This window comes from Streptomyces sp. NPDC100445, from assembly GCF_044759735.1.
In the GTDB taxonomy this organism is placed as follows: Bacteria; Actinomycetota; Actinomycetes; order Streptomycetales; family Streptomycetaceae; genus Streptomyces.
This window is the reverse complement of the sequence record NZ_JBIVZV010000001.1, coordinates 973,258-999,464: the sequence shown is the minus strand read 5'-3', so window position 1 is coordinate 999,464 and position 26,207 is coordinate 973,258. Positions and strand designations below refer to the sequence as shown.

The 26,207-nt window shown below is 74.6% G+C and carries 22 protein-coding genes and 1 pseudogene; 10 read left to right on the top strand and 13 right to left on the bottom strand.

Annotated elements, in window-relative coordinates:
• Positions 1-55: 55 nt before the first annotated feature.
• The gene (locus ACIQVT_RS04280) at positions 56-586 is read left to right on the top strand and encodes an RNA polymerase sigma factor (RefSeq protein ID WP_403747909.1); all 531 of its coding nucleotides are present in this window, start codon (positions 56-58) and stop codon (positions 584-586) included.
• A 3-nt stretch (positions 587-589) separates the two neighbouring features.
• Here the strand turns inward: ACIQVT_RS04280 and ACIQVT_RS04275 are convergent, their stop codons facing one another.
• Entirely contained in the window at positions 590-2,971 is a 2,382-nt protein-coding gene (locus ACIQVT_RS04275; RefSeq protein ID WP_403747192.1) for a SpoIIE family protein phosphatase, read from the bottom strand.
• Positions 2,972-3,394: 423 nt separating this feature from the next.
• Complete coding sequence (locus tag ACIQVT_RS04270) at positions 3,395-3,913, bottom strand: methylated-DNA--[protein]-cysteine S-methyltransferase (protein ID WP_403747188.1); 519 nt, start codon at positions 3,911-3,913, stop codon at positions 3,395-3,397.
• Between the two features lie 169 nt (positions 3,914-4,082).
• On the opposite strand from ACIQVT_RS04270, the gene ACIQVT_RS04265 reads away from it, so the two are divergent.
• Entirely contained in the window at positions 4,083-4,322 is a 240-nt protein-coding gene (locus ACIQVT_RS04265) for a hypothetical protein (RefSeq protein WP_403747186.1), read from the top strand.
• A 3-nt stretch (positions 4,323-4,325) separates the two neighbouring features.
• Positions 4,326-4,703 carry a toxin Doc gene (locus ACIQVT_RS04260; RefSeq protein WP_403747184.1) on the top strand — a complete coding sequence of 126 codons (378 nt, stop codon included), beginning with the start codon at positions 4,326-4,328 and terminating at the stop codon, positions 4,701-4,703.
• Between the two features lie 41 nt (positions 4,704-4,744).
• On the opposite strand, the gene ACIQVT_RS04255 is transcribed toward ACIQVT_RS04260, so the two are convergent.
• On the bottom strand, positions 4,745-5,914 hold the full coding sequence (locus ACIQVT_RS04255; RefSeq protein WP_403747181.1) for a lactate 2-monooxygenase: 1,170 nt from the start codon (positions 5,912-5,914) through the stop codon (positions 4,745-4,747).
• Between the two features lie 432 nt (positions 5,915-6,346).
• On the opposite strand from ACIQVT_RS04255, the gene ACIQVT_RS04250 reads away from it, so the two are divergent.
• Entirely contained in the window at positions 6,347-6,781 is a 435-nt protein-coding gene (locus ACIQVT_RS04250) for a protease inhibitor (RefSeq protein WP_403747179.1), read from the top strand.
• A 206-nt stretch (positions 6,782-6,987) separates the two neighbouring features.
• On the opposite strand, the gene ACIQVT_RS04245 is transcribed toward ACIQVT_RS04250, so the two are convergent.
• From ACIQVT_RS04245 to ACIQVT_RS04230, 4 genes are all read right to left on the bottom strand, one after another.
• Entirely contained in the window at positions 6,988-7,185 is a 198-nt protein-coding gene (locus tag ACIQVT_RS04245) for a CDGSH iron-sulfur domain-containing protein (protein ID WP_403747173.1), read from the bottom strand.
• Complete coding sequence (locus ACIQVT_RS04240) at positions 7,166-7,795, bottom strand: HemK2/MTQ2 family protein methyltransferase (protein WP_403747905.1); 630 nt, start codon at positions 7,793-7,795, stop codon at positions 7,166-7,168. Before ACIQVT_RS04240 ends, ACIQVT_RS04245 begins: the two co-directional genes overlap by 20 nt.
• A gap of 45 nt (positions 7,796-7,840) precedes the next feature.
• On the bottom strand, positions 7,841-8,905 hold the full coding sequence (locus ACIQVT_RS04235; RefSeq protein WP_403747171.1) for an iron-containing redox enzyme family protein: 1,065 nt from the start codon (positions 8,903-8,905) through the stop codon (positions 7,841-7,843).
• Positions 8,906-8,977: 72 nt separating this feature from the next.
• Positions 8,978-9,148 carry a hypothetical protein gene (locus ACIQVT_RS04230; protein WP_403747165.1) on the bottom strand — a complete coding sequence of 57 codons (171 nt, stop codon included), beginning with the start codon at positions 9,146-9,148 and terminating at the stop codon, positions 8,978-8,980.
• A 214-nt stretch (positions 9,149-9,362) separates the two neighbouring features.
• Between ACIQVT_RS04230 and ACIQVT_RS04225 the strand changes: the two genes are divergently transcribed.
• The 3 genes from ACIQVT_RS04225 to ACIQVT_RS04215 are packed head-to-tail and all read left to right on the top strand — an operon-like array spanning position 9,363 to position 11,987.
• On the top strand, positions 9,363-10,217 hold the full coding sequence (locus tag ACIQVT_RS04225; protein ID WP_403747162.1) for an SDR family NAD(P)-dependent oxidoreductase: 855 nt from the start codon (positions 9,363-9,365) through the stop codon (positions 10,215-10,217).
• A gap of 6 nt (positions 10,218-10,223) precedes the next feature.
• On the top strand, positions 10,224-11,150 hold the full coding sequence (locus ACIQVT_RS04220) for a DMT family transporter (protein ID WP_403747160.1): 927 nt from the start codon (positions 10,224-10,226) through the stop codon (positions 11,148-11,150).
• Positions 11,151-11,189: 39 nt separating this feature from the next.
• On the top strand, positions 11,190-11,987 hold the full coding sequence (locus ACIQVT_RS04215; protein WP_403747157.1) for a polysaccharide deacetylase family protein: 798 nt from the start codon (positions 11,190-11,192) through the stop codon (positions 11,985-11,987).
• A 115-nt stretch (positions 11,988-12,102) separates the two neighbouring features.
• Here the strand turns inward: ACIQVT_RS04215 and ACIQVT_RS04210 are convergent, their stop codons facing one another.
• Positions 12,103-13,215, bottom strand: a complete 1,113-nt coding sequence (locus ACIQVT_RS04210; RefSeq protein ID WP_403747154.1) for a galactosyldiacylglycerol synthase — start codon at positions 13,213-13,215, stop codon at positions 12,103-12,105.
• A 162-nt stretch (positions 13,216-13,377) separates the two neighbouring features.
• On the opposite strand from ACIQVT_RS04210, the gene ACIQVT_RS04205 reads away from it, so the two are divergent.
• Positions 13,378-14,292, top strand: a complete 915-nt coding sequence (locus ACIQVT_RS04205) for a ribonuclease BN (RefSeq protein WP_403747152.1) — start codon at positions 13,378-13,380, stop codon at positions 14,290-14,292.
• Here the strand turns inward: ACIQVT_RS04205 and ACIQVT_RS04200 are convergent.
• The 4 genes from ACIQVT_RS04200 to ACIQVT_RS04185 form a co-directional block, all read right to left on the bottom strand.
• The gene (locus tag ACIQVT_RS04200) at positions 14,289-17,108 is read right to left on the bottom strand and encodes an NHLP bacteriocin export ABC transporter permease/ATPase subunit (RefSeq protein ID WP_403747150.1); all 2,820 of its coding nucleotides are present in this window, start codon (positions 17,106-17,108) and stop codon (positions 14,289-14,291) included. The two genes, ACIQVT_RS04205 and ACIQVT_RS04200, sit on opposite strands and share 4 nt — an antisense overlap.
• 1 nt (position 17,109) lies before the next feature.
• Entirely contained in the window at positions 17,110-19,332 is a 2,223-nt protein-coding gene (locus tag ACIQVT_RS04195) for an NHLP family bacteriocin export ABC transporter peptidase/permease/ATPase subunit (protein WP_403747147.1), read from the bottom strand.
• Positions 19,329-20,135: an HlyD family efflux transporter periplasmic adaptor subunit gene (locus ACIQVT_RS04190; protein ID WP_403747144.1), complete on the bottom strand. Its 807-nt coding sequence runs from the start codon at positions 20,133-20,135 to the stop codon at positions 19,329-19,331. The genes ACIQVT_RS04195 and ACIQVT_RS04190 overlap by 4 nt, the downstream gene beginning before the upstream one ends.
• Positions 20,136-20,244: 109 nt before the next feature.
• On the bottom strand, positions 20,245-20,460 hold the full coding sequence (locus tag ACIQVT_RS04185) for a type A2 lantipeptide (protein ID WP_403747141.1): 216 nt from the start codon (positions 20,458-20,460) through the stop codon (positions 20,245-20,247).
• 666 nt (positions 20,461-21,126) lie between these two features.
• On the opposite strand from ACIQVT_RS04185, the gene ACIQVT_RS04180 reads away from it, so the two are divergent.
• Positions 21,127-22,653, top strand: coding sequence for a S1 family peptidase (locus ACIQVT_RS04180; RefSeq protein WP_403747902.1), 1,527 nt, complete (start codon positions 21,127-21,129; stop codon positions 22,651-22,653).
• Positions 22,654-22,767: 114 nt separating this feature from the next.
• Here ACIQVT_RS04180 and ACIQVT_RS04175 read toward each other — a convergent pair.
• Positions 22,768-23,163, bottom strand: a pseudogene (locus ACIQVT_RS04175) (PP2C family protein-serine/threonine phosphatase); the annotation flags it as partial.
• A gap of 1,764 nt (positions 23,164-24,927) precedes the next feature.
• Between ACIQVT_RS04175 and ACIQVT_RS04170 the strand changes: the two are divergent.
• Positions 24,928-26,139, top strand: a complete 1,212-nt coding sequence (locus ACIQVT_RS04170) for a cytochrome P450 (protein ID WP_403747138.1) — start codon at positions 24,928-24,930, stop codon at positions 26,137-26,139.
• Positions 26,140-26,207 lie beyond the last annotated feature (68 nt).

The following is a 26,207-nucleotide window of genomic DNA, read 5'->3' as shown; positions in this document are numbered from 1 at the left end:
TGCCTGCCCTGAGATCCACTTCCAGGGGGAGGCCTTCGTGCGGGACCAGGCGCCGATGGAGGAGTCCGCCCGGCGTGCCGCCGCCGGCGACGCGGCCGCTCTCGACCGGCTGTTGACGGAGATACGGCCGGAGGTCCTGCGCCGCTGCGCGCGCTTCCTGCCCTGCCGGGAGGACGCCGAGGAGGCCGCCCAGGACGTGCTGCTCCAGGTGGCCCGGCACATCGGCGGATTCGAGGGCCGCAGCCGCTTCGGCACCTGGCTCTACACGGTGGTCGCCAACTGCTGCCGGCAGAAGTACCGGGAGCTGAAGCGGCGGGCCGCCGAACAGCCCGCCGCGATCGAGCCCGCGCACGTCGTCGACCCGCGCACCACCAGCGTCATCGCCGGTTCCCGGGTCGACCTGCTGGAGGCCCTGGAGCGGCTGGAGCGCGAGCACCCGCACCTCGTCGCGCCGCTGGTCTACCGGGACATCTGCCAGCTGGGGTACGCGGAGGCCGCCGAGCGCGTCGGCATTCCGCTCGGCACCCTCAAGTCCCGGCTGCACGAGGCCCGCAAGCACGTGCGGCCCTGGCTGTCGGCGTCCTGACCGCTACCGGTCCACCTCGAACAGGGGCAGCTCCGCCCAGATGGTCTTGCCCTCCGTGGTGTGCCGGCTGCCCCAGCGCTGGGTGAGCTGGGCGACCAGCAGCAGGCCCCGGCCGCCCTCGTCGAAGGTCTTGGCCCGGCGCAGGTGCGGGGCGGTGTGGCTGGTGTCGGACACCTCGCAGATCAGGGTGGTCGCGTCGTGGATCAGCCGCAGCCGGATCGGGTGGGAGCCGTACCGGATGGCGTTGGTGACCAGCTCGCTGACCACCAGTTCCGCCGTGAACGACGCCTCGCTCAGTGACCAGGAGGCCAGCTGTTCCACCACCTGTTTGCGGATCGGCGCGACCAGCGCCGGGTCGGCCGGGATGTCCCAGGTCGCCACCTGCGACGCGGGCAGGCCCCGGGTGCGGGCCAGCAGCAGCGCCACGTCGTCGGCGGCGCCGCCGGACGGCAGCAGCCCGTGCAGGACGCGGTCGCAGGTGACCTCCAGGGAGCCCGCGTCCCGCCCGAGCGCCCGCAGCAGCAGCTCGCGGCTGGCGTCCACGTCCCGCTCCCGGGACTGCACCAGGCCGTCCGTGTACAGCGCGAGGACGGTGCCCTCGTCCAGCTCGACCTCGGCGGACTCGAAGGGCAGCCCGCCCAGGCCCAGCGGGGGGCCGGCGGGCAGGTCGAGCACCGCGGGCCGGCCGCCGGGCCGCAGCAGCACGGGCGGCGGGTGCCCCGCCCGGGCCAGCGTGCAGCGCCGGGACACCGGGTCGTAGACGGCGTACAGACAGGTCGCGCCGACCTCGCCCGGACTGCCCTCGACGCCGGACTCCTCCGACAGCCGCAGCACCAGGTCGTCCAGGTGGGTGAGCAGCTCGTCCGGGGCCAGGTCGATGTCGGCGAGGGTGCGGACGGCGGTGCGCAGCCGGCCCATCGTCGCCGACGCTTGGATGCCGTGCCCGACGACGTCGCCGACGACCATCGCGACCCGCAGCCCGGACAGCGGGATCACGTCGAACCAGTCCCCGCCCACCCCGGCCCGCGCGGCCGGCAGGTACCGGGAGGAGGCGTCCAGCGCGGCCGTGCGCGGCAGCGAGCGGGGCAGCAGGCTGCGCTGGAGGGCGAGCGCGGTCTCCCGTTCCCGGGAGTAGCGGCGGGCGTTGTCGATGCAGACGGCGGCCCTGGCGGTGATCTCCTCCGCCAGCAGCACGTCGTCCGGGGTGAATCCGTCCGGGCGCCGGTGCCGGGTGAGCACCGCCACCCCGAGGGTCAGCCCGCGGGCCTGGATCGGCACCGACATCGAGGAGTGGATGCCGAAGGCGCGCACCCGTTCGCCGCGCGCCCGGTGCCAGGAGTACCACCGGTCCAGGTCACCGGTGGCCACCGACGTGGTGATCGTGCGGCCGGCGGTCAGCGCGTCGGCCTGCGGGGAGAACCCCGGGTAGGCGTCCGCCTGCCCCGGCTCGATCACCGCCTCCGGCACGCCCGCCAGCACCGACTGGTGGGCGGTGCGGCGCAGCAGCACCGGCGCGGTGATGCGGGCCGGCGGCTCGCTGCCGTGTTCGCGCAGGTCCAGCAGGTCGATGGTGACGAAGTCGGCCAGCGCGGGCACGCACATGTCCGCCAGTTCCTGTGCCGTGCGGGTGACGTCGAGCGTGCTCCCGATGCGCACGCTCGCCTCGTTGACCAGCTGGAGCCGCTGGCGGGCCCGCTGGTTGTCGGTGACGTCGTGCGCGGCCAGGCACACGCCGAGCACCCGGCCCGCGGTGTCCCGCACCGGCGCCATCCGGGCCAGCCAGGCGTGCGCCCGGTCCTCGCCGCCGGTGCGCAGGAAGGTCTGCACGTCCAGCTGCCGGCCCGAGGCCAGCACCCGGAGCATGCCCTGCTCCAGATCGTCGCTCTGCGGTTTGCCGCCGATCTCCGGGACCCTGAGACCCCGTACCCGCTCCTCCGGCAGGCCGACGATGGCGGCCATCGCCGCGTTCATCCGGCGCAGCCTGAGCGCGTCGTCGTACAGCGCGATCGGGCACGGCGACTGGAGCAGGCCCGCCTCGATCAGCGGGTCGCCGGCCCCGGGCGGTTCCGGGCCGGTGAGCGGGGTGACCACGAGCCAGTCGCCGGGCCGGCCGTCCTCGGGCGGGCGGCGGTGGGCGAGGAGCCACACCGGGACCGTGCGGCCGTCCCGGTGGCGCAGCCCGACCGTGCCCTCCCAGCGCGGGCCCGAAGGGGCCGTCCTCGGGCGGGCACCGGCCAGCAGCTGGGCGGCGGGGCGGCCCATGACGGCGTCGGCGGGGTGGCCGAGCAGACGCCGCGCGCCCTCGTTCCACTCCACCAGCGTTCCGTCGTCATCGATGACAGCCCGGGCCGTCGCCGCGTCGTCGAACGGATAGACCCGGCTCATCGTCGCCGCTCCCAAGCGCACACTCACAGTGAACAGGTGGCACCACTCGTGTTCCAGCGTAGTGCTTCCGGCGCGCCCGTGGACGTCGGTCGCGGCCACCTGGCCGACCGGCCGGGGGCGTGGTCGGGGCGGGGAACTCCGGCCGGAAAACGTCCTGGGGCGACCGCGGCACGCCGGCCCCTGGACGATCGCGCGCGGTCGGCCGTCACCATCTGTTCGGTCACGATCAGTTGTGAGTGCTTATGGGATCCCGTGTGCGGCGTCGGGCCGAGCACCGGGTGTCCCCGCCCCGGAAAGCCTCTCGCCGGCCGGGCGAGTTGCGGGCGGTGGCCCGGCCGGTGGACCGACGCCCGTGAACTCGTGCCGTGGCACGGCCCGTTGCTCCGGTCGCCCGCGTCCCCCTGGCGGTCGAGCCGGTCCGGCTCACAGCAGCGTCGGCTGGAGCGCGCCCTCGTGCGTGAGCAGCCACCGCTTGGTCTCCAGCCCGCCCGCGTAGCCGCGCAGCGAACCGTCCGCGCCGATCACCCGGTGACAGGGCCGGACCAGCAGCAGTGGGTTGGCGCCGAGGGCCTGGCCCACCGAGCGGACCTCGGCGCGGGACAGGCCGAGGCGGGCGGCCAGCTCGCCGTACGTCGTCGTCCGGCCGTAGGGCACCTCGTCCATGGCCTGCCACACCGCCTGCCGGAAGGCGTTGCCGGCGGGGGAGAACGGCAGGTCGAAGCGGGTCAGCCGGCCGGCGAAGTACGCGTCGAGCTGCCGGATCGCCTCGGCGAACGGGCGGTCGTCGCGGTCCTCCGGGCGGACGGCCGGGGTGCCGCGCTGCCCCGGCAGGCAGAGGGAGGTGAGAGCGAGACCGGCCGGCGTGACCGTGCCGGTCAGCAACAGGTCGCCCACGGGGCTCGGGTGGACGGTGTGCACCGGACGGGCGGTGTGCGTGGTCATGGGATTCCTCCGTATCGTCGCCATCGTCGCCTCCCGCCCAGTCTGTCGTACCGGGCACCACCCGACCGGCGGGAATCGGACATGGCCCTCCGCCCCGCCGGTACCCTCCCGCACCACCTCCCATCTGCGGGTATTTACCCGTGAGTACCCGCGCGGTACCGTGAATGACATGCCAGCTCTCAACGTGGAGTTCAGCGAACGGGAACTCGAGGACCTGCGGCAGATCGCCAAGGAACGCGGCACGTCGATGAAGGCCCTCGTGCGGGAGGCCGCCGCCGCCGACATCGCCCGCCACCGGGCGCTGCGGGAGGGCGCGGAGGCCTTCCGCCGCTTCTTCGCCACCCACGCCGAGGAGTTCGCGGCGGCCTTCCCGGACGACGAACCGCCCGTCCGGGGCGAGGCCGCCTGACCGATGCCCTCCCCGATCCATGTCGACGTCCCCTGGCTGCTCCAGCGCCACGAGGAGGTCCTGCCCGACCAGCCCGCCGTGGACGACTTCTCCGCGCTCGTCGCCGCCGTGGCCCGCCACCGCGTGGACCCGCCCCGGCTCGGCGTGGACTCCGACGCCGCCTGGCGCGCCGCCGCGCTGCTGCACACCCTCGCCGTGCTCAAGCCGCTGCCCGCCGCCAACGCCCGCTTCGCCTGCGCGACCGCCGTGGCCTACATGTTCGTCAGCGGCGTCGGCATCGACCCGCCCTACGGCGCCCTCGTCGACCTCGCCCGCGACCTGATCTCCGGCAAGGCCGACGTCTACGGCGCCGCGGACCGCCTGCGCTCCTGGCAGATCTGACCCGGTCGCCGCGGATCACAGCAGGGGCGCGTGACGGCGCCTCAGGCCGGGGCCTCGGTCAGGTCGGCCCCCGTCACGGTCGCCGGCCCGGCGTGTCCGCAGAGGGCGAGGGTGAGGTCCAGCTCCGCCAGCACGCAGCGGATCACGTGCTCCACGCCCGGCCGGCCGTCCAGGCCGAGCCCGTAGACGTACGGGCGGCCCAGGAGGACCGCCCGCGCGCCCAGGGCGAGCGCCTTGAACACGTCGGCGCCGGTGCGCACCCCGCTGTCGAAGAGCACCTCCAACCGGTCGCCGGCCGCGTCCACGACCCCGGGCAGCGCGTCGGCCGCGGCGATCGAGCCGGCCACCTGACGGCCGCCGTGGTTGGAGACCACCACACCGTCCATCCCGGCGTCCGCGGCCAGCCGGGCGTCGTCCGGGTGCAGGACGCCCTTGAGGACGATCGGCCCGTCCCAGTGCTCGCGCAGCAGGGTCAGGTCCGGCCAGGTGTGGCCGGGGTCCCCGAACAGCCCGAGGAAGCGCAGCACCGCCGCGTTCGGGTCCTCGTGCACCGGCTTGTCCAGGCCCGCGAGGAACGCCGGGTCGGTGAAGTAGTTGGCGGTGCCCACGCCGTGCAGGAACGGCAGGTAGGCCTGGTCCAGGTCGCGGGGGCGCCACGCCAGCAGCGGGGTGTCCAGGGTGACGACCAGCACCGAGAAGCCGGCCGTCCGGGCCCGGGCGAGGAAACTCAGGTTCACCTCGCGGTCCCGGCCCCAGTACAGCTGGAACCACCGCTCGGCGTCCCCCATCGCCTCGGCCACCTGCTCCAGCGGGGTGCTCGACGCCGACGACAGCACGAACGGCACGCCCTGCGCGGCGGCGGCCCGGGCGGCGCCGGCCTCGGCGTCCGGATGCATGATCGACAGCACTCCGACGGGCGCCAGGGCCAGCGGCGCCGGCAGGGTCCGGCCCAGCACCTCCGTCGTCAGGTCGCGCGCGGACACGTCCCGCAGCATGCGCGGCACGATGCGCCGCCGGTCGAGGGCCGCGCGGTTGGCGCGGGCCGTGCCGCCGTCCCCGGCGCTGCCCGCCACGTAGCCCACCGGGCCGGGTCCGAGCCGGTGTTCGGCCAGGTCCTCCAGTCGGGTGAGGTCGGTGGGAAGCCGGGGCACCGCCCCGGTCATGCCGTTCAGATAGATCTCGTACTGGAAGTCCGCCCAGTGCTTCGCCATCGTCCCTCCCGCGTCGTCGGCCGCCTGCCCGCCCGACGATACCGACCGGTAAGTCGGTGGGGAGGCGGCATCCGGGCCGGCGCCGGCCGCGCGGGATGGCGGAGGGCCCGGCTCCTGGTGATCACTCGGTGAACACGGGGAGTCATCAAGCGGCGCGCCGAGTTCGCGGCCGTTATGTTTCAGGACGATTAACGAACAGCTTATTTTCAGCCACCGGGCCGCGTCGGAGACGGGGGAACCGCTCAGTTCCGGGCCCGCGCCGGTCGGATTCCGTGACTTCACGCCACTGATTCAACACGAAAGGTTACTGAAACCTGTGGGGTCGATGTGTATTTCGCTGGCGGACTCGGCAGAGTGGCGCTCGCCGCTCCCGGAGCCCGACCGGATCCGGAGCCGGCTCCCTGTCATCGTTCGAGCGGAAGGATGCACACAATGCGGAACACCGCGCGCTGGGCAGCGGCCCTCGGCCTCACGGCCGCCACCGTCTGCGGACCCCTGATCGGGGCCGCCGCCGCCGCACCGGGCGCCGCCCCGTCGTCGCTCTACGCCCCCTCGGCCCTGGTGCTCACCACCGGCCACGGCGCCGACGCGGCCACGGCCACTCCGGAGCGCGCCGTCACCCTGAACTGCGCGCCCTCGGCGTCGGGCACCCACCCGGCCGCCGCCCAGGCCTGTGCCGAGCTGCGGGGAGTCGGCGGTGACTTCGACGCCCTGAAGCCCGCGGGTGACGTCATGTGCACCAAGGTCTACGACCCGGTGGTCGTGACCGTCCAGGGCGTCTGGCAGGGCAAGCGCGTCGCCTACGAGCGGACCTTCGGCAACATGTGCGTGAAGGACGCCGTCGGCGGCAGCCTCTTCGCCTTCTGAGACCGGGATCGTGAGTCCCCCGTGGACGCCGGAACAGGCCCGCAACTGGGGAGTGCGGCCTCTGGAGCGGGGAACCCGCGATCTCGTACCGGAGCAGGCGGGCGGAGTGGGGCCGCCCGCCGGCACCGGGCACACAGCCGCTCCCCGGCCGGTCCGTGGGGGGCCGTCCGGGGAGCGGCGAAAAACCACCGGTTTCAACCAGCGGCTCAGGCCTTGCGCCGGTGACTCGTGTCGCACCACGGGTAGCGGCGGCTGCGCCGGCAGGTACACAGAGCGACGCGGAAGCGGTCCGAGGAGACCGTCGTCCCGTCCTCCAGCTCGATCTCGACGGGTCCCTCCACCAGCAGCGGCCCACGCCGCGACATGGTGATCCTGCGGGCGTCGTCAGCAGGGTCGTTCGGCACGGATGACCACCAGTTCCTCCCTGTCGTCGGCCGCCGCCAGCAGCCCGCGCCGGCGCAGCCACTCCTCCCGGGAGCGCAGCACCGGACCGAAGGCGATCCAGCGGCGCCGGACGACCGTGGCCTTCAGGCCCGCCGCCTCCAGCAGCTCCAGGGTCCGTTCGGGACCGCTCAGCGCGGAGTGCACCAGCAGCAGCACCCCGCCGGGGCGCAGCAGCGGCGGCGCGTCCCGGCAGATCCGGTCCAGCAGCAGCCGCCCGTCGAGCCCCGCGTCCCAGGCCCGGGCCCGGCCGCGCGGCCCGGCCCCGGCGTCGGGCGCCGGCACGTACGGCGGGTTGGCCAGGATGATGTCGTAGGTGCGGCCGCGGACCGGCGTGAACAGGTTGCCGCGCCGGATGTGCACCGGCAGCCGGGTCAGCCAGGCGTTGAGCCGGGCCGTCCACACCGCACGCCGGGACACGTCGACCGCGGTGACACGGGCGCCGCGCCGGGCCGCCTCCAGGGCCAGCGCGCCGCTGCCGGTGCCCACGTCCAGCACCTGGGCGCCGGGCGGGGGATCCTCCTCGCGGAGCACCTCGGCCAGCAGCTCCGTGTCGTCCTGTGGGGCGTACACGCCCGGAAGTACCAAAGCGATCACGTCGGCCGGGTACCCAGAGGATCAGGATGTATGAGACATCTCCTGTTCCCGGGGTGCCGTCCGGTCCGCCGCCACGGACCGGCGCGGGTCCGGGTCCAGGGGTGTCCGCAGTGACGACCGGCCCGCCCGCCAGTCCGCGAGCAGCCGCCGGCCCAGCCGGTCCTCCAGGAACTCGGTCGCGTCGATCCCGAAGGTCACGTCCGGCGCCAGCTCCGGTTCCTCCTCCAGCAGTCCCGCCACGACCTCCTGCCGGACGACCTGCTCGTGCACCGCGTCCGCCTCCACGTGCTCGTCGTAGAAGAACTCGGCGGCCGGTCCGGCCCCGGTGCGGCGCATCGCCGCGGCGAGCCGGCGGGAGCCGGGGGAGGAGGTGATCTCCACCTCGGCGAAGTGGCCCACGAGGGCGCCGCGCAGCCGGCGGTGCAGGCCGAACAGGGACATCAGGTTGACCACGGCCAGCATCTCCGCGGGCACCGCGTCCAGGTAGCGGCCGTACGCCGTGTCCAGGCCGAGGTCCGTCATCAGGTCGGCGAACAGGGCGGCGTGCACCCGGTCCGCGCGGCCGCCGCCGAACTCGTCGAACTCCACGGCGGCCATGCCCGCCTTGGCCCGGCCCCACAGCCGCGGCAGCACCCAGGCGTGCGGGTCGGCCTCCTTCAGGTGGTACAGCGAACGCTGGGCGGCGTACTCGCGCACCTGCCACAGCTCGCCCTCGTCGCACAGGAAGTGGCTGACCCCGCTGCCCTCGACGGGCTCGACCAGCAGCGCGTCCAGCGCGTCGTCCAGGTTGTCGTGGGCGGGCGCGTCGGCCCGCAGCGCGGACAGGAAGGCCCCCTCCAGTGCTGCGCGGACCCGCAGCAGGTCCGGGTCCCACTCGGTCTCCGGGGGGACACCGGCGAAACCGCGGTAGTGCAGTTCGTAGCACAGGTACAGGGCGAGCTGCGGGTCGTCGCCGTACGGGTCCGCCGCCGCGGCGTCCTCCGGACGGGGGAGGGGGCCCGTGCCGCGCAGGTACGCGCCGACGGCGGCGGAGAGCGGGCCCCGGGGCGGGGGCAGCTGGGGTCCTCGCAGGTGGTGGTGGTTCATGGGACCCGGGTACCCGGCCGGCGGCGATGCACGACCACCGCCCGGCCGGAGCCGCCCCCGGCCGGGGGCGCGCTACTCGCCCCGGGCCTGCTCCTGCGCCCCCGTGTTCGGGCTGGTGGCGTCCCCGGCCTCGCCCGAGTGCTCCTCGTCCGCCTCGGGCCCGCCGGCCTCCTCGACCTCCCGGAGGACCTCCTCCACCGCCGTACCGGGCTTCTTCTCACGGTCGTCGCCGCCGCCGGTCATCGTGTCTCCTTCCGTCGTCCTGCGGATCTTCCCTGCGGGTTACCCGCCCGCGCCGTCCCAAGCGTCGCGCCGGTGCCCCGGACGGGTGCGGGAGCGATCGGCGCGCGGGCCCCGCCGTGCGCGGTGTTTCAGGATGTGGCGCCCTGGATACACCGCGAGGGCTCGGTACCGGCAGCCCGCGCGCCCGTGCAACCGTCGCAGTGAGGTCGTCACCATGTCCCACGCCCCGCCCCCCGCAGGACCGTCGGACCGCGCCCGGCCGGTGCGGGACCTCGCCCCGCAGGCCGGTTCCGCCCCCCGCGCCGCCCGGTCCCCGGCCGGCCCTGGCGGCACCGCACTGGTGACGGGCGCCTCCTCCGGCATCGGTGCCGCGGTGGCCCGCCGGCTGGCCGCCGAGGGGGACTGGCGGCTGGTCCTGAACGGGCGTGACGTCACCCGACTGGAGCAGACGGCCGCCCGGACCGGTGCCGTGGCCCTCCCCGCCGACCTCACCCGGCCCGGCGCGCCCCGCCGGCTCACCGACCTCGCCCTGGACCACCTCGGCCGGATCGACGTGCTGGTGGCAGGTGCCGGCGTCGGCTGGGCCGGGGACTTCGCCGAGATGCCCGCCGCGCGCGTCGACGAGATCGTCGGTGTCGACCTGCTCGCCACCCTCCACCTGGTGCGCGCCCTGCTGCCCCACATGGTCGCGGCCGGCTCGGGCCGCGTCGTCCTCGTCGGTTCCTTCGCCGGCAGCGTGGGCGTGCGCGGCGAGGCCGTCTACTCCGCGGCGAAGGCCGCCCTCGCCGCCTTCGCCGACGCCCTGCGCTACGAGCTGGACGGCACCGGCGTCGGCGTCAGCCACGTCATCCCCGGCGTGGTCGACACGCCCTTCTTCGACCGACGGGGCACCCCGTACGCGCGGTCCTGGCCGCGGCCGGTGCCCGCCGAGCGGGTGGCGGACGCGGTGTGGTCCGCCGTCGCCCACGGCAGGGACGAGGTGTACGTCCCCGGCTGGCTGCGGCTGCCCGCCCGGGTACGCGGCGCCGCCCCCGGACTGTACCGGCGGCTCGCCGGCCGCTTCGGGTGAACGGCCATGACCGCCGTCACGGTCCTGCTCGCCCTGCTCGCCGCCCTGTCCAACGCGTCCGCCTCGGTGCTCCAGCGCCGGGCCGCCGTGCAGGAACCGGACGACGGCGACGGCGCGCGGTCCGTCGTCCGCCGGTTCCGGCACGTGCTGCGGCGCCGCTCCTGGCTGGCCGGGGTCGGCCTGCTCGCGCTGTCCGGCCTGCTCCAGGCCGGGGCACTGGCCGTCGGCAGCCTGTCCCTGGTCCAGCCGCTCCTCGCCGCCGAGCTGCTGTTCACGCTGGCCGTCGGAAGCGTCGTCTTCCGGCGCCGGCCGGACCGGCGGACCTGGCTGGCGTTCGCCGCGCTCGCGGTGGGGCTGGCCCTGTTCCTCCTCGCGGCGGCGCCGACGGCCGGCCGGACCAGCGCGCCGCCCCGCGCCTGGCTGCTGGGCGGGGGCGGGGCCCTCGTGGTCGTCGTCCTGCTCGCCCTGGCCGCCCGCGCGGCGCGGGGCGCGTCCCGGGCCGCGCTGCTCGGCCTCGCCTCCGCCGTGTCCTTCGCCACCACGGCGGCACTGCTGAAGGAGGCCGTGGGACGGCTCGGGGACGGCCCCGCGGCGCTGTTCGGGCACTGGACGCTGTACGCCACCGGGGTCGCCGGACTCGTCGCCTTCCTGCTGCTCCAGGGCGCGCTCGGCGCCGGCTCGCTGACGGCCTCGCAGCCCGCCCTCACCCTCGGCGACGCGCTCACCAGCGTCGTCCTCGGCTGGGTGCTGTTCGCCGAGACGATCCACCTGGGCCTGAGCCTGATCCCGGAGGCGATCGGCGCGGTGCTCATCGGCGCGGGCAGCCTCGGCCTCGCGCACGCCCAGGCCGTCGGCGGCCAGTGGGACACGGCCCGGCCGGAGCACCCGCCGGACCGCGACGGCACCCGGACGCCGACCCCACGCGGACACTGATCCGCACCGGCCCAGCACACCCACGGAAGGTGGTCACCGATGTCCCTCGGATCGGGCCGCGCCTGGCGGACGGCCGCCGTCCTGCTGCCGGCGGGGGCCGCCGCGGCGCACATCGCACCGGCGGCCACCTGGCTGCCCGGCGTACGGCTGCCGCTGTTCCCCGGGCTGTCCGGCACCGGCCACCGCCACCACGTCGCGCTCACCTTCGACGACGGGCCGGACCCGGACTCGACGCCGCGCTTCCTCGACGCGCTGGACGCGCTGGGCGTCCGGGCTACGTTCTTCGTCCTCGGCGAGCGGGTGGTCCGCCATCCCGCGCTGGCCCGCGAGACGGTACGACGCGGACACGAACTCGGGGTGCACGGCTGGACCCACGACCGCCCGTGGCTTCCCGCGTTCGCCCGGAACGCCCAGGAGATCGGCCGGAGCGTGTGCGCGGTGCACGACGTCACCGGCCGCCGCCCGCGCTGGTACCGGCCCCCGTACGGCATCCTCACCACCAGCCGCTGGTGCGCGGCACGGCGCGCCGGACTGCGGACGGTGCTGTGGTCCGCGTGGGGCAGGGACTGGACGGCCGACGCCACACCGGCGTCCGTACGGGCCCTGATCGCGGCGGACCTGCGCGGCGGCGGCACCGTCCTGCTGCACGACTCCGACCGGCACGCGGCCCCCGGCTCCTGGCACGCGGCCCTGGGCGCCCTGCCCGGCCTCGTCCGGGACTGCCGGGAGGCGGGCCTGACGGTCGGCCCACTCCACGACCACGGCCACCGCCCGTTTCCACCCGGGGCAACGGGAGAGAACGTGGCCTCGGGTCACCCGCTGGGCGCGGTGCGGTGAGCCGGTCGGGGGAGCCGTGAGCAGGGCGGGGTGGGTTCGGGCAGGCCGGGGCCGGTCGCCGGGTGAGCCCGGCCGGCCGGGATGGTCCGGTGGGCCCGTTCGGTCGCTGGGGTGGTCAGTCATCGGGGGGTAGGTGGTCCAAGGGGTCAGTTCGGAAGAGGGCCTGGCCTCGGGTCACCTGTTCGGCGCGGTGCGGTGAGTCGGCCGTGAGCCGGCCGAGGGCCGCGAGCAGGGCGGGCCCGTCCGGGGCGAGTTCGGACAGCCCGAGGCCGGCCATGCGGCGCACGCCGTCCGCGCCGTGGCCGGGCAGCGGGCGGTGGCCGATCACGGGCAGTCCCACGGCGAGGGCCTGGACGGCGGTCTGACCGGCGGCGTTGTCCACCAGGGCGTGGGCCGCGGTCAGCAGACCGGGCATGTCGTCGACCCAGTCCAGGGCGAGCGCCCCGGGCTCCCGGGCCACCCGCGCCCGCAGTCGGTCGTTGCGGCCGCACAGCGCCACCGGCAGGTATCCGGCGGACGCCAGCAGCGCGGCCGTGGCGGCGGGGCGGGACGCCGCGCCCCAGGCGCCGGCCGACAGCACGACCGCCGGCCGACCGGGCGCCCGGCGGTCGAAGCGCTCCCGCCACCGCGCCGCCCCCGGGGCCGGCGCGCGGAACGCGGGGGCGACGACCGGCCCGGTGGTGACCACGGGCGTGGCCAGGCGGCGGCGCACGTCGGCCGCCGCCGCGTCGGTGAGGCACAGGTACCGGTCGTTGCCCGGATGCAGCCACTGCCGGTGCACCGCGAAGTCGAGCAGGAAGACGGCGCTCGGCACCCGCAGCCGGCCCCGGGCCCGCAGATGTCCGGTGAGCTGCGCCGCCAGGTGGAAGACGGACAGCACCACGTCGGCGCCGGTACGGTCCACCAGGGCGGTCAGCCGGTCCCCGGCGAGCCGCGCCAGCGGCACCCCGCTCGGACGCCGGCCCGGCCCCTCGCGCAGCAACGCGGCGTACAGAGCGGCGTACACCCAGGGCAGGTGCCGTACCGACGCCTGGTAGCCACGGCGCAGGCCCGTGCCGAGTCCGCGGGGCAGCAGCCGCAGGACGTCGACGACGTACGCCTCGTGCCCGGCCGCGGTGGTACGCCGCGCGAGCTCCGCGGCCACGGTGTCGTGACCGGCGCCCATGCCCGCGCTCAGGATCAGCGTCCGCCGCCGGCCGTCCGGCGCATGATGGTCCGTGGTAGGCACGGCTCCCGATTCTGGGGTGGCGCGGAGCGTAAACGCCGGACGCCCGGCCGTGTCGCGGTGGTGCCGTGCGGGTGTCCGGGGTCCGGCCGCGAGTTGCCCGGCGCGGGCCGGGGTGGATGAATCGGCACAGGAGGCGTGTGGGCGGCGAGCACGGGAGGAGCCGTGAGGCGGTGGCGGCGCGGCCTGCACCGCGCGTGGGAGTGGGTCGGGGTCCGGGCGCTGTTCGCGCACGGCCGTGAGCTGGAGCTGATGCACCGGGCCATGGGGTTCGCCACCCTGGCCCTGGTGACGCTCGCGCCGCTGCTGATCGTGGTGGCCGCGGCGGACCCCCTGGTGCGGGGCGGATTCGCCTCGTGGCTCACCGACGGCATGGGACTGTCGGGACGCTCCGCCCGCGTGCTCACCGACGTCATCAGCCCACCCCGCAAGGTGATCGGCACCACCAGCGTCTGGAGCGCGGTCCTGCTCGCCGTGTTCGGGGTGTCCTTCGGCGGCAGCGTGCAGAACGCCTACGAGCGGATCTGGCGGCTCACGGCGGGCCCCTGGCACCGGGTCTGGCGGCAGGCGACCTGGCTGGTGGTGCTGACGGCGTACCTCTACCAGGAGGTGACGACCAAGGCGGCGCTGCACGGCGGCCAGCGGATCGCGCTCTCGGCGATCAGCGGTGTGCTGTTCTTCTGGTGGGGGCAGCGGTTCCTGCTGGGCGGCCAGGTCCGCTGGCGCGCCCTGCTGCCGGGGGCGCTGGCCACGATGATCGGCCTGGCCGGTCTCAGGGTGTTCTCCTCCCTCGTCTTCACCCCGCTCATCGTCACCAACGCGCTCAGCTACGGCGCCGTCGGCACCGTGCTCGTGGTCGAGTCGTGGCTGATCGGGGTGGGTTTCGTCATCTACGGCGGCGCCCTGTTCGGCCACTGGTTCTGCCGGCACCACTGGATGCCGTCCCACTACGACGGGCCGGAGTACGGCGACGACGAGGGGCCGGAGCCGCTGGACCGTCTGCCGGGCGCGCCGGGCGCGCCGGGCGAGCTGCCGGGGTCCTCGGACGGCCCGCCCGGGACCCCGGGGGAGCGCGGCTAGGCCAGCTGGCGGCGCACCAGTTCGTGCAGGCGGCCCGTGGTGTCGGCGAGGAGGTCGGCCGGGGCGCCCTGCTGGACGACCTTGCCGTCCTCCATCACGATCACCCGGTCGGCGTCCAGGACGGTCGACAGGCGGTGGGCGATGACGATCCGGGTGGCGTTCAGCTTGCGGGTGCTGTCGATGACGATGCGCTGGGTGTCGTTGTCCAGGGCGCTGGTCGCCTCGTCGAAGAAGAGGATCCGCGGGCGCCGGACGAGCGCCTGCGCGATCATCAGACGCTGCCGCTGTCCGCCGGAGATCGCGCCGTTGCCCGCGACGATCGTGTGCAGCCCCATCGGCATCCGCTGGATGTCCTCCGCGAGCCCCGCCAGCTCGGCCGCCGCCATCGCCTCCTCCGGCGTGTACGCCCCGGTGCCGCAGATGACGTCCAGGATCGAACCGCTGAACGGCTGCGCGTGCTGGAGGACCACACCGCACTGGCGGCGCACCGCGGACTGATCCAGGGCCGCGAGATCCTGGCCGTCGTAGAGGACGCTGCCCGAGACCGGCCGGTCGAAGCCGATGAGCAGGCGCAGCAGCGTGGACTTGCCGCAGCCGCTCGGCCCGACGACCGCGACGAACTCGCCCGGCCCTACGGCGAACGACACGTCGTCCAGGACGAGCGGGCCGTCGTCGGCGTAGCGGAACGACAGCCTGCGGGCCTCCAGCGCACCCGACAGCGGGCCCGGGCGGGTGCTCGCCGCGCGCACCTCGGGCGTGGCCTCCAGCACCGGCTTGATCTCCTCGAACAGCGGCAGCGCCGCCACCGCCGACACGAACGCGCCCGTCAGCTGGGTCACCGAGGTGAGCAGCATGGTCACCGAGGTGTTGAAGGCCAGGAAGTCCGCCGCCGACATGGCGCCCTTCGCCGGCCCCGCCAGCAGCATGAACATCAGCAGGGTGCACACCGGCAGGTACACGGCGCCGAGGACCGTGGTGAGGTTCTTGATCCGGCCGACCCGCTGCTGGAGTTCCCGGCTGCGCGCGAACTCCCGCGCCCACGCCGCGTACGCGTAGTTCTCGGCCGCCGCCACGCGCAGCTTGGGCAGGCCGCGCAGGGTCTGGAACGCCTGGTTGTTCAGCTTGTTGCCGAGCACCACGAGCCGCCGCTGCCAGCGCACCTGCCACAGCCCGAGCCCCAGGAACACCGCCGCGATGACGACGAGCATGCCGAGCGCGGCCATCGCCATCGGCACGCTGTACCAGAGGAGCAGGCCGAGGTTCATCGCGCCGACCGTCACCGACTGGGCGACCACCGGGCCGACACCCGCGAGCATCCGCCGCACCGCGCTGATGCCCATGGCCGCGCTGGCCAGTTCGCCCGTGGAGCGCTGGGTGAAGAAGCGGGTGGGCAGCCGCAGCAGCCGGTCCCAGACGGCCGGCTGGAGCGCCGCCTCGATACGGCCCTCCAGCCGCAGGATGGACAGGTTCTCCAGCAGCGTGAACGCCGCCGCGACGACGGCGCTGACCATGACCGCCAAGGACACCTGCACGATCAGCCCCGTCCGGGCCTCGGGCACGTACTCGCCGAGCACCTTGCCGGTCGCGATCGGCACCAGCGCGCCGATCGCCACCGTCACCAGCCCGGCGAGGAGCAGCCGCAGCAGGTCGCCCCGGGTACCGCGCAGGCTGAACCGCAGCAGCCCGAGCGGCCCGAGCCGCCGGTCGGGCAGCGGCCGGTAGAACATCACCGCGCGCGGTTCGAACTCCGCCGCGTTCGCCTTCTCCACCGGCGTCTCGCGCCCCGTCCCGGGGTGGACGGCCACATAGCCGCCGCGCCGCCACAGCAGCGCGACCGGCGCGCCGGACAGCGCCCGGTGGCCGACGAGCGGACCGACGTCCTCCCGCCACCAGCGCCCGTCCAGGCGGACCGCACGGGTGCGCACCCGGGACGCCAGCGCGATCCGTTCCACCGGGTCCAGCCGGTCGTCGCTGCCGGCACCGCTCTGCGCGGGCTCGGCGAGGATTATCCCGGCCGCCTCGGCGACCAGCCTGCACGCCGCGTGGGTGGCGTCGGCGTCGGCGGTGGTCGTACGGCGGGAGGAGTGCCCGCCGATGGAGGCCAGCAGGGTCCGGTCGGCCTGGGCGCGCACGGCCTCACCGGCCTTGATCCCGGCCGCGGCGCGGGTCTCGTGGGTGCGCTCCAGCTGCTCGATCCACCGGTCGAGCGCGGTCAGCAGCCGGTACTGCTGGTCGACCACGCTCTGCCACAGCGCCGGGTCCATCAGCAGGTCGGCGGCGGCCTCGGCGCCGTACAGCGAGCCGTACTGCACGCTGCCCGGCGGCACCTGCATCCAGAAGACGTCGTCGTCCGCCGGTGCCGCGGCCCGCTCCTGGGCCATCGGCGCCTGGAACAGGACCGACAGGCCCCGGCCGACGCCCAGGGCGACCGCGTACTCCAGCGGACTCGACGCCGGCGGGACGTACTGGGGGTTGCCGTCCGCGTCGTAGGACCAGGTCTGCGTGTGCGCCGGCTGGTACAGCTCGCGCAGGCCGACGCGGTGCACCACACAGTCGCGGACCGGGCGGGCCACCAGGGTGTGCTGGGGCCCCGTGACCGGGCCGAGCAGCAGCGTGCCCGCCTCCAGCCGGCCCAGATGGTGCCAGTGGCCCTGCTCGGCGGCGTCCACCGCGAACAGGTCCAGGGCACCGGACGCGACCAGCCACAGCACCTGCGGGCCCGCCAGGTCCAGGCGGCCGAGGCCGGCGCAGTCCAGGCGCGTGCCCAGCGCGCCGAGCGCCCCGAGGACGAGGTCGTCTTCGTGCACGGACGTCATCTCACCGCTCCCTGACCAGTGCCGCGTACGCCCCGCCGCGCGCCACCAGTTCCTCGTGCCGCCCGCGTTCCACCACCGTGCCGTGCTGGAGCACGACGATCTCGTCACTGTCGCGGACCGTGCTCAGCCGGTGCGCGATCACCACGCAGGCGCAGCCGCGCCGGCGCAGGTTGTCCATCACGACCTGCTCGGTCTCCGCGTCCAGCGCGCTGGTCACCTCGTCCAGCACGAGGATGCTCGGACGGCGCACCAGCGCCCGCGCGATCTCCAGGCGCTGGCGCTGCCCGCCGGAGAAGTTCCGGCCGTCCTGCTCGACCCGGCTGTGGATGCCGCCGGGCCGGCGCGTCACCACGTCGTACAGGGCCGCGTCCGTCAGCGCCTCCACCACGGCCTCGTCGGGGATCGACGGATCCCACAGGGCCACGTTGTCGCGGACCGAGCCCTCGAAGAGGAACACGTCCTGGTCGACGAAGGAGACGGAGGCGGCGAGCGCCCCGCGCGGGATGTCCTCCAGCCGCCGGCCGTCGATGCGGATGACCCCGTCCCACGGCGTGTAGAGGCCCGAGATCAGCCGGGAGACCGTGGACTTGCCGCTACCGGAGCCACCGACCAGCGCCACCTGCCGCCCGGGGCCGACGGTCAGGTCGAAGCCGGACAGCAGCGGCTTGTCCAGCGGGCTGTAGCCGAAGGTGATGTTCTCCAGCTCCACGTGCCCGTGCAGCCGGCGGGTGCAGTCGGCGCCGCCGGGGCGGGCGTACAGCGGGTCGGCCTGGAAGTTCTCCACGTCCTTCAGCCGTGCCACGTCGGCCGCGAAGTCCTGGATGCGGCCCGCCACGCCGTTGAGCCGGGTCAGCGGCGCGGTGAAGCGGGTGACCAGCGCCTGGAAGGCGACCAGCAGGCCGATCGAGAGGTGCCCCTCGACCGCGCGCAGTCCGCCGATCCACATGATCAGCGCGCTGTTGACGGTGGCGAGCGTGGGCGCGACCACGCCCAGCCAGGCGCTCGGCACGCCGAGCCGCTGCTGCTCCTCCAGGGTGGTGGCGTGCTGCCCCGCCCACTTGCGGAAGTACCCGTCCTCGCCGCCGGTCGCCTTCATCGTCTCGATCAGCTGGAGCCCGGTGTAGGCGGTGTTGGTGAGCCGTGCGCTGTCCGCGCGCAGCTTCGCCGTACGGGTCGCGCGCAGCCGTACGACCAGCCGCATGGCGACCACGTTCAGCAGGGCCACGCCGATGCCGACGCACGTCAGCTGCGGGTCGTAGGTGTACAGGAGCACCGCGTACAGCACGACCACGACCGCGTCCACGCCCGCCGCCGCGAGATCGCGGGCGAGGGTCTCGGCGACCTGGTCGTTGGACTGGAGGCGCTGCACCAGGTCGGCGGGGGAGCGCTGGGCGAAGAACGTCACCGGCAGGCGCAGCAGATGGCGCAGGAAGCGGGCGCTGGAGAGGGTGGAGGAGATGATCCGGCCGTGCAGCAGGTTGGCCTGCTGGAGCCAGGTGAGCACCACGGTGAGCAGGACGCAGGCGGCCATGGAGGCGAACAGCACGCCGAGCAGCGAGGTCTGTCCGCCGATGAGGAAGGTGTCGATGTAGGTGCGGCCGAGCGCGGGGACGGCGGCGCCGACGGCGACCAGCAGGAGGCTGGCGAGGACAGCGGCGGGCAGGGTGCCCGCGGTGCCGCGCAGCCGGGCGGGCATGGCGCCGAGCACGCCCGGCCGGCGCCCGCCCCGGGTGAAGCCGTCACCCGGCTCCAGCACCAGCACCACACCGGTGAAGCCGCTGTCGAACTCCTCCATGGGCACGAAACGGCGGCCCTTGGCGGGATCGTTGATGTGGACGCCGCGCCGGCCGAAGCGGCGGCCCATGCCGTCGTAGACCACGTAGTGGTTGAACTCCCAGAAGAGGACGGCCGGTGCCCGGACCTCGGCGAGGGCGGCCAGGTCCATCTGCATGCCCTTGGCGGTCAGTCCGTAACCGCGCGCCGCCTTCAGCAGGTTGGAGGCGCGTGAGCCGTCGCGGGAGACACCGCAGGCGATGCGCAGTTCCTCCAGCGGGACGTGCCGGCCGTAGTGGCCGAGGACCATCGCGAGGGAGGCGGCGCCGCATTCGACGGCCTCCATCTGGAGCACGGTGGGAGTGCGGACCGTGCCGGTACGGGAGGCGGGGGCCGGACGCTTCGCGGGAGCCGCCCGTCTGCGGCCACGGGATTCCTGGGCGGTGGTCACGGGAGCAGCCAATCGACGGGGTGCTGGTCGGCGAGCCGGACGGAGGCGGTGGCGAGGGTCATGGAGTCCGGCCGGAACGGCGGGCCGTCGGCGGTGGACCACCGGTAACCGCTCTTCGTGGTCCGGGAGGTCTCCAGTTCGACCAGGACGGCCACCGGTCGGCCGGCGCGGGTGAACTGCTCACCGAGCTGGCTGTCGCCGAGGAACGCGGCGATGGACTGGGCGGACTGCGCGCCGCGGTCCACCGACCTCACCTCGCCGCGCAGCACCCCGTACCGCTGTGCCGGTACGGAGGACAGGGTCAGATCGACCGGGGCGTGCGCCGGGATGGCGGCGGCGTTCTCCGCGGGCACGTAGACGGTCGCGTACAGCGGGTCGGAGGCGTGGGCGGTCCGCTCGACGGCGGCGACACCGCTGCCGGTCCGGATGATCTGGCCGATGGTGGCGGCGAGTGTGGTGACGCGGCCGGCGGCGACGGTGCGGACCACCGCGTCGCCCCGATCCGTACGGACCTTCACGACGGGCGCGCCGGCGGGCAGGCGCTGGCCCTGCCGGGCGATGACGGCCGTCACCTGTCCGGCGACCGGGCTCTGGAGCAGGTAACTGCCCTGCCCGTGCGTGAGGATGGCGGGCGCGCCGACCGTGGAGGCGACCGATCCGGTCACCGCCCAGACGGAGGCCGCTGCCAGGACGACGACGCTGACGGCGAGCGCGATCCAGCCCTGCGGGCGGGCGAGCCGCACCGGAAGGTCCAGCTCCTCCGGTGACTGGAGCTTGGCGAGGGCCTGTTGGCGGAACTGCACGGGACTTCCCTCACCCGGGGGGAGACGGCGGAACGGCGGTGTACCGGGGCACCCGAGAGTCCCGGAGCCGAGGGACGGCTCCGGGACTCGCGGTGACACCGGGGTGCGGTCAGAGACCGGCGACCAGGTTGGTGACCGGCTGCGTGTGCAGGCCGGTGACGCCCTCGACGGTGCCGACGACCGTGTCGACCAGGCCGGAGACCGGGGCGATGCCGTTGACGGTGCCGGTCACGGTGTTCAGGGCGTTCACGGACAGGCCGCCGGAGACGTTGTCCAGCTCGGCGTCGGAGATCTCGACGGTCTGGACCTGGGGGGTGGAGTTCATGGGGGAACTTCCCTTCGTATGGGTTTTCACAAGGGGGGAGCGGCCCCCTCTGGGGACAGACGGACGGCCGCGACCGCGGGCGCCGGGCGCCCGTCCCCGGGAGCCCGGCGGACCCCCGCGGTGCGTTGGATCAAAGCACGCACGGCGGCTGCGCTTCCACTCAACCAGGGCTCCCACCTGCGCACTTGCCTCGTCGGGCGGCTCAACCGTGCAGGTGTGCGCACGCCGTGTCGGCGACTCCTTCACATGCCGCACGGCATCACCGCACCGGGCGCCCGGCCGGCGGGCGGCGAAATGGGCACTCGGCACCAAAGGTGTGTCGCCGGGCGCGCGGATGTGCAGAACTCCCGGCGCCGGTGAGGCGCCTGGGTGTGGGATGTGCAGATTCCCTGAAGAGGAGATTCCGCTTCCTGTTCGATACGGGGAGTGATCGTTCGATGACCTGACGTGCCGATGGGTGGCCCGCCGTCAGGTACCGGCCAACGGGGCGGATCACGTGGCCGAATCGCCGCGCGACGCGACCGCCTGGAAACGGAATTGAACGCACCGCGCGGCCCGCGCGTACTCAGGGCCATCCAGGCGCCCAGGTGTTCCCCCCGAACCAACTGCCCGTCAGCGGCAGACTCCCGTCCCCCCAGGAGGTCGAGAAGGTTGAGTCACAAGCGAATGCCCAAGCGCAAGGCCGCGATAGCGGTGGGCGGTGTAGCGGCACTCGGGGCGGCGGCCCTCCTGCTGCCCAACGCCAACGCCTCCCAGGACAAGGACCGGGCGTCGAGCGCGGCCGGCACCGCGAAGACCCTGAAGGCCACGGACGCCTCGCACCTCAGCGACCAGGTGCGAAAGATCCTCGGCGACGCCTTCGCCGGGTCCTACTACGACGGCGCCAAGCAGCGGCTCGTCGTCAACATGGCCGGCGGCGACGGCAAGAACGACAGCATGGCCGCCCAGGCGGAGAAGGCGGGCGCGGTCGTCCGCGAGGTACCCAACAGCGCCGCCGAACTCAAGTCCGCCGCACGGAAGCTGAAGGCCCGGGCGACCATTCCCGGCACCTCCTGGGCCGTCGACCCGCGCACCGACAAGGTCCTCGTCACCGCCGACAGCACCGTCACCGGCGCCCGGTGGAACCGGCTGAACTCCACCGTGCGCGGCCTCGGCTCCGGCATGGCGACCGTGAAACGGTCCTCCGGCACCTTCAAGACCTTCCTGTCCGGCGGCGACGCCATCTTCTCGCAGGTGCAGGGCGGCAACGTGCGCTGCTCCCTCGGCTTCAACGTCACGGCGTCCGACGGCAGCCCCGCCTTCCTGACGGCGGGTCACTGCGGGGTCGCCGCGAAGGACTGGTCCGACTCCCAGACGGGACAGCCCCTCGCCACCGTCGACCAGGCCACCTTCCCGGGCAACGACTTCTCGCTGGTCAAGTACAACGACCCCGCCACACAGGCGCCCAGCGAGGTCAACACCGGCAACGGGCAGACCGTGCAGATCAACCAGGCCGCCGACGCCACCGTCGGTGCCACCGTGTTCCGGATGGGGTCCACCACCGGTCTGCACGACGGCAAGGTCACCGGCCTCGACGCCACCGTCAACTTCCAGAGCGAGACCGACCCGAACGGCGTCGACACCGTCAACGGCCTGATCCAGACCGACGTCTGCGCGGAAGCGGGCGACAGCGGCGGCTCCCTGTTCACCCAGGACGGCAGCGCCCTCGGTCTGACCTCCGGCGGCAGCGGCGACTGCACCAACGGCGGCGAGACCTTCTTCCAGCCCGTCACCGCCGCCCTCCAGGCCACCGGCGCCACCCTCGGCAACGGCGGCAACGGCGGCAACGGCGGCAACGGCGGCAACGGGGCCAACGGGGCCAACGGGGCCAACGCCGGCAACGGAGCGGGTGACCAGGCTGGTGCGGGTGATCAGGCTGGTGCCGGGGACCAGTCCGGTGCCGGCGATCAGTCGGGTGCGGGTGACCAGTCGGGTGCCGGGGATCAGTCCGGTGCGGGTGACCAGTCGGGTGCGGGTGACCAGTCGGGTGCCGGGGACCAGTCGGGTGCCGGGGATCAGTCCGGTGCGGGCGATCAGTCCGGTGCCGGTGACGCTTCAGGAGCAGGTGCCGGGGACCAGTCCGGCGCGGGCGACCAGGCAGGCGCGGGTGACGCGTCCGGTGCCGGTCACACCTCCCTGACCGGCACCCGCTGAGCGGACCGGCAGCCCCCCTGACTCCCCGCCCGGTTCCCCCCACGGTTCCGGCCGGCGGGGAGCGGTCCGGCCCTCCGGCGGGAGGGCCGGATCACGGCCGTACACGCCGGCGCGTCAGCCGTCGGCCCGTGCCCGCAGCAGCACCGCCACGTCGTCCGCCCCCTTCCGCGCGGCCGCGCTGTGCCCGACCACCTCGTCCGCCAGTTCCTCCAGCGGCCGGTCGCCGGCCTCGGCGAGCAGCCCGCCGAGATCGGCCAGCGCGTCCTCGATGTCCACCCCCGGGGACTCCACCGGACCGTCGGTGTACAGCACGAGCATCGAACCGGGCGCCAGGGACACCTCGGTCTTCGGGTACACCGCCGACGGGTCGATCCCCAGCAGCGGCCCGCCCGCCAGGTCCAGCACCCGCACCCGCCCGTCCGGCCGTCTCAGCAGCGGCGGCGGATGACCCGCCCGCGCCATGACGGCCCGTCCGCGCGCCGGATCGAGCCGCAGGTACAGACAGCTGGCACCGCGCGCGAGGTCGCCAGGGGAGCCGCGGCCAGCGCGAAGGGGTACGGCAGCACCACCGAGATCCGGGGGTAGCGGAGGGCCATCTCGTCCTCGCCGCCCACCCAAACCAGCCGCCGCTCGCGCGCCGCGTCCGCCACCGGGATCGGCGCGCTCAGCCCCCCGCTCCCAGGGCGCCGCGAACGCCCGCGGCATGCCGGCCATGACCGCCATCTCCAAAACCGGCTCGTCGGACCGGGGCAGGTAGACGGCGCCGGAGTGGGCGCCGACATCCTCCAGCATCTCGGCCGGCGCGAGCGACAGCACCGGCCGGCCGGTGCCCCGTCGGCCGCCGGCTCGCGTCGCGGCTCCGGCCCGTCGGACACGCCGACCACCTCCCTCGTACGGCCGCGCGTCGCACCCGGGGACCAGACTCCCTCGCGGCGGCGCCCCGCGCACGGGCGAGCGCCCCGGCGCGTCCGGGACGCGCCCCCGCAGCGGACAGCTCCGCATACCCCGCGGAACCGCTCGGCATGCCCGGGCGCGCCGGGCGGGGACGGCTCGGGCGGGACGGCCGACGGGTCGACGGCGTAAAACGGCCACCGCCCGCGAGGGCGGCGCGCCGGGCGGCCCCGGGCGCCCGGTGACCCCGCGCGCGACGGCGGGCGCCGGGCCTCGGCAGGGGCCGCACCCTGGTCGGGCACGCGGCGCCGCGTGTCTCCCTTCCCCGATGCCGGGGACACCGGCCGGGGGGCGCGGCGTGCCGCGGCGGAGCACGAGGTGGTGTACGTGTCAGATGTGTGCGCCCCTGCCGCGCCTCAATGGCTGATTCCGTTCGGCGCGGCCGGCTTGCGCCGCGGCGCGTCCGGGTCCGGCCGGTACCCGACGGCGACGGTCGGCCGGGGCGGCCGGATCCCGCCGGTGGCCCGCCGGAGCCACCGGTGGCGTGATGCGGTCCCCGGCCGGGCACCGGACCGGGCCGCGCCCGCCGGCCGGATCGTCGTACCTGATCAGCGGGCGGATCCGGCCGGTCGTTCGGGAGCAGGCCGCAGGTCCCGGAGGGCGTGCGGGCCGGCTCACGAGGGCCCGGACGAGCGTTCGGCGGCATCTTTTTCCGGCGGGCCGGGTTTGCGGGGGAGCGGCGGGGGCACACGCGCCAGCGGCGATCCGGCCGTAGTCCACACTGCGGCGAAGGTCCGCCGAAGTTGCCGAATGGTGACGCAAAAGCACCGCTTGAACACTCTGGGTTAAGCTTCAGGGGGTTGCTTCAACGTGACTCACCGTGAAGACTGTGGCCGAGTTCCATCGAAACGAAGGTGATGCGGAGTACGCATCATGCCAATCGTGGGGCGGCATGGGCTGAAGCTGCGTATTCTCACATCGCGTTTCGGGCAGTCGGAGTCGGGTGCTCCGCTGTCCGTCCACGAGCCGGGAGGGCCCGCGCGCTGAGCGCGCGGGAGGTATCGCCGAGGGGATGAGTCATGTCGGGTTGGTCTGCCGCACGCCGGTGTTCGACGCGGGGCCGTGGCCGGCCGCGAAGCCGCCGTGTCCCGCACCGGGCCCGCTGAGGGCCTCAGGTCCGTCCCCGCACCGGACTGACGGCGGCCGGCCGCCGGGTCCGCGCTCCGAGGAAGCTACGCGGGTCACGCGCTCTTCCCGCCCGGAACACGTTCCAGTGGTGGTGGTCGAGCCGTGCCCGGGCCGTCCCGGCCCCCCGCGTCGCCGGCCCCGTACCACCCTGTCCGCGCGACTCCTCCGTGCCGCGCGCGCCGCTACCAAGGAGACATGGTGACAAGTGAGCAACCGACGGGCGAGCAACTCCTGTTGGAGGTGTTACCCGACCGCTGGCGGGGCTTACGCGAGAAGGGGCCGGTGCGCTACGACGAGGCGCAGGGGGTGTGGCAGGTCCTCGACCACGCGAGCGTCGCGACCGTGCTCGCCGATTCGGCGACGTACTCCTCCGACCTGTCCTCCCTGGCCCCCACCCAGGCCGACTTCGAGACCTTCACGCAGGGCAACTTCGTCGGCATGGACCCCCCGGAACACCGCAAGCTGCGCACCCTGGTGAGCCAGGCGTTCACCCCGCGGGTCGTGCGGGGACTCGAGCCCCGCATCGAAGCCGTCTGCGCCCGGCTGCTGGACGCCGTCGCGGACCGCGACCGCTTCGACCTGGTGGAGGCGCTGGCCTACCCGCTCCCCATCATCGTGATCGCCGAACTGCTCGGCATCCCGGCCGAGGAACACCTCCTCTTCCAGGAGTGGGCCAGCGTCCTCTTCGGCGGCGACCAGCTCGGCGAGGCGCCCGACATGGCCGACCTGGAGCGGGCCCTGGAAGCCATCGCCCCCACGGTGCGCGAGATGAACGGCTACATGCTGGACCACATCCGCGCCCGCCGCGCGGACCCGGGTGACGACCTCACCAGCAGGCTCATCGCCGCCGAGGTCGACGGGGTCCGCCTCGCCGACCAGGAGATGGTCGGATTCGTGGCCCTCCTGCTGGTCGCCGGGCACATCACCACCACCGCTCTGCTCGGCAACGCCGTCCTCACCTTCGACCTGCACCCCGGGACGGACGCCGCCCTGCGCGCCGACCCCGCGGGCGTCCCGACCGCCGTCGAGGAGGTGCTGCGCTGGCTGCCCCCCTTCCCGGAGCTGGGCCGCCGGGTCACCCGCCCGGTCGTCCTCGGCGGCCAGGACATCCCGGCGGACGCCCTGCTGATGACACACCTGGGAGCCGCGAACCGGGACCCCGCCCGCTTCGACCGCCCCGACACCCTGGACCTGACGCGGGACCCCAACCCGCACCTGACGTTCGGGCACGGCATCCACTTCTGTTTCGGGGCGCCGCTGGCCCGGCTGGAAGCCCGGATCGCCCTTCACATGTTGCATAAACGATTCCGCATGCTGGCGGTCCCCTCCCACGAGGACATCGTCTTCCAGAACCCGGCCGTCATCATCGGCGTACGGCACCTGCCGGTCGAGGTCCGCAGGCCGTAACCCCAGCACGCACGCCACCCCGGCCGGCCCCTGCTCCGCTCATCAGGGCCGCACCGGCACACCCGCAC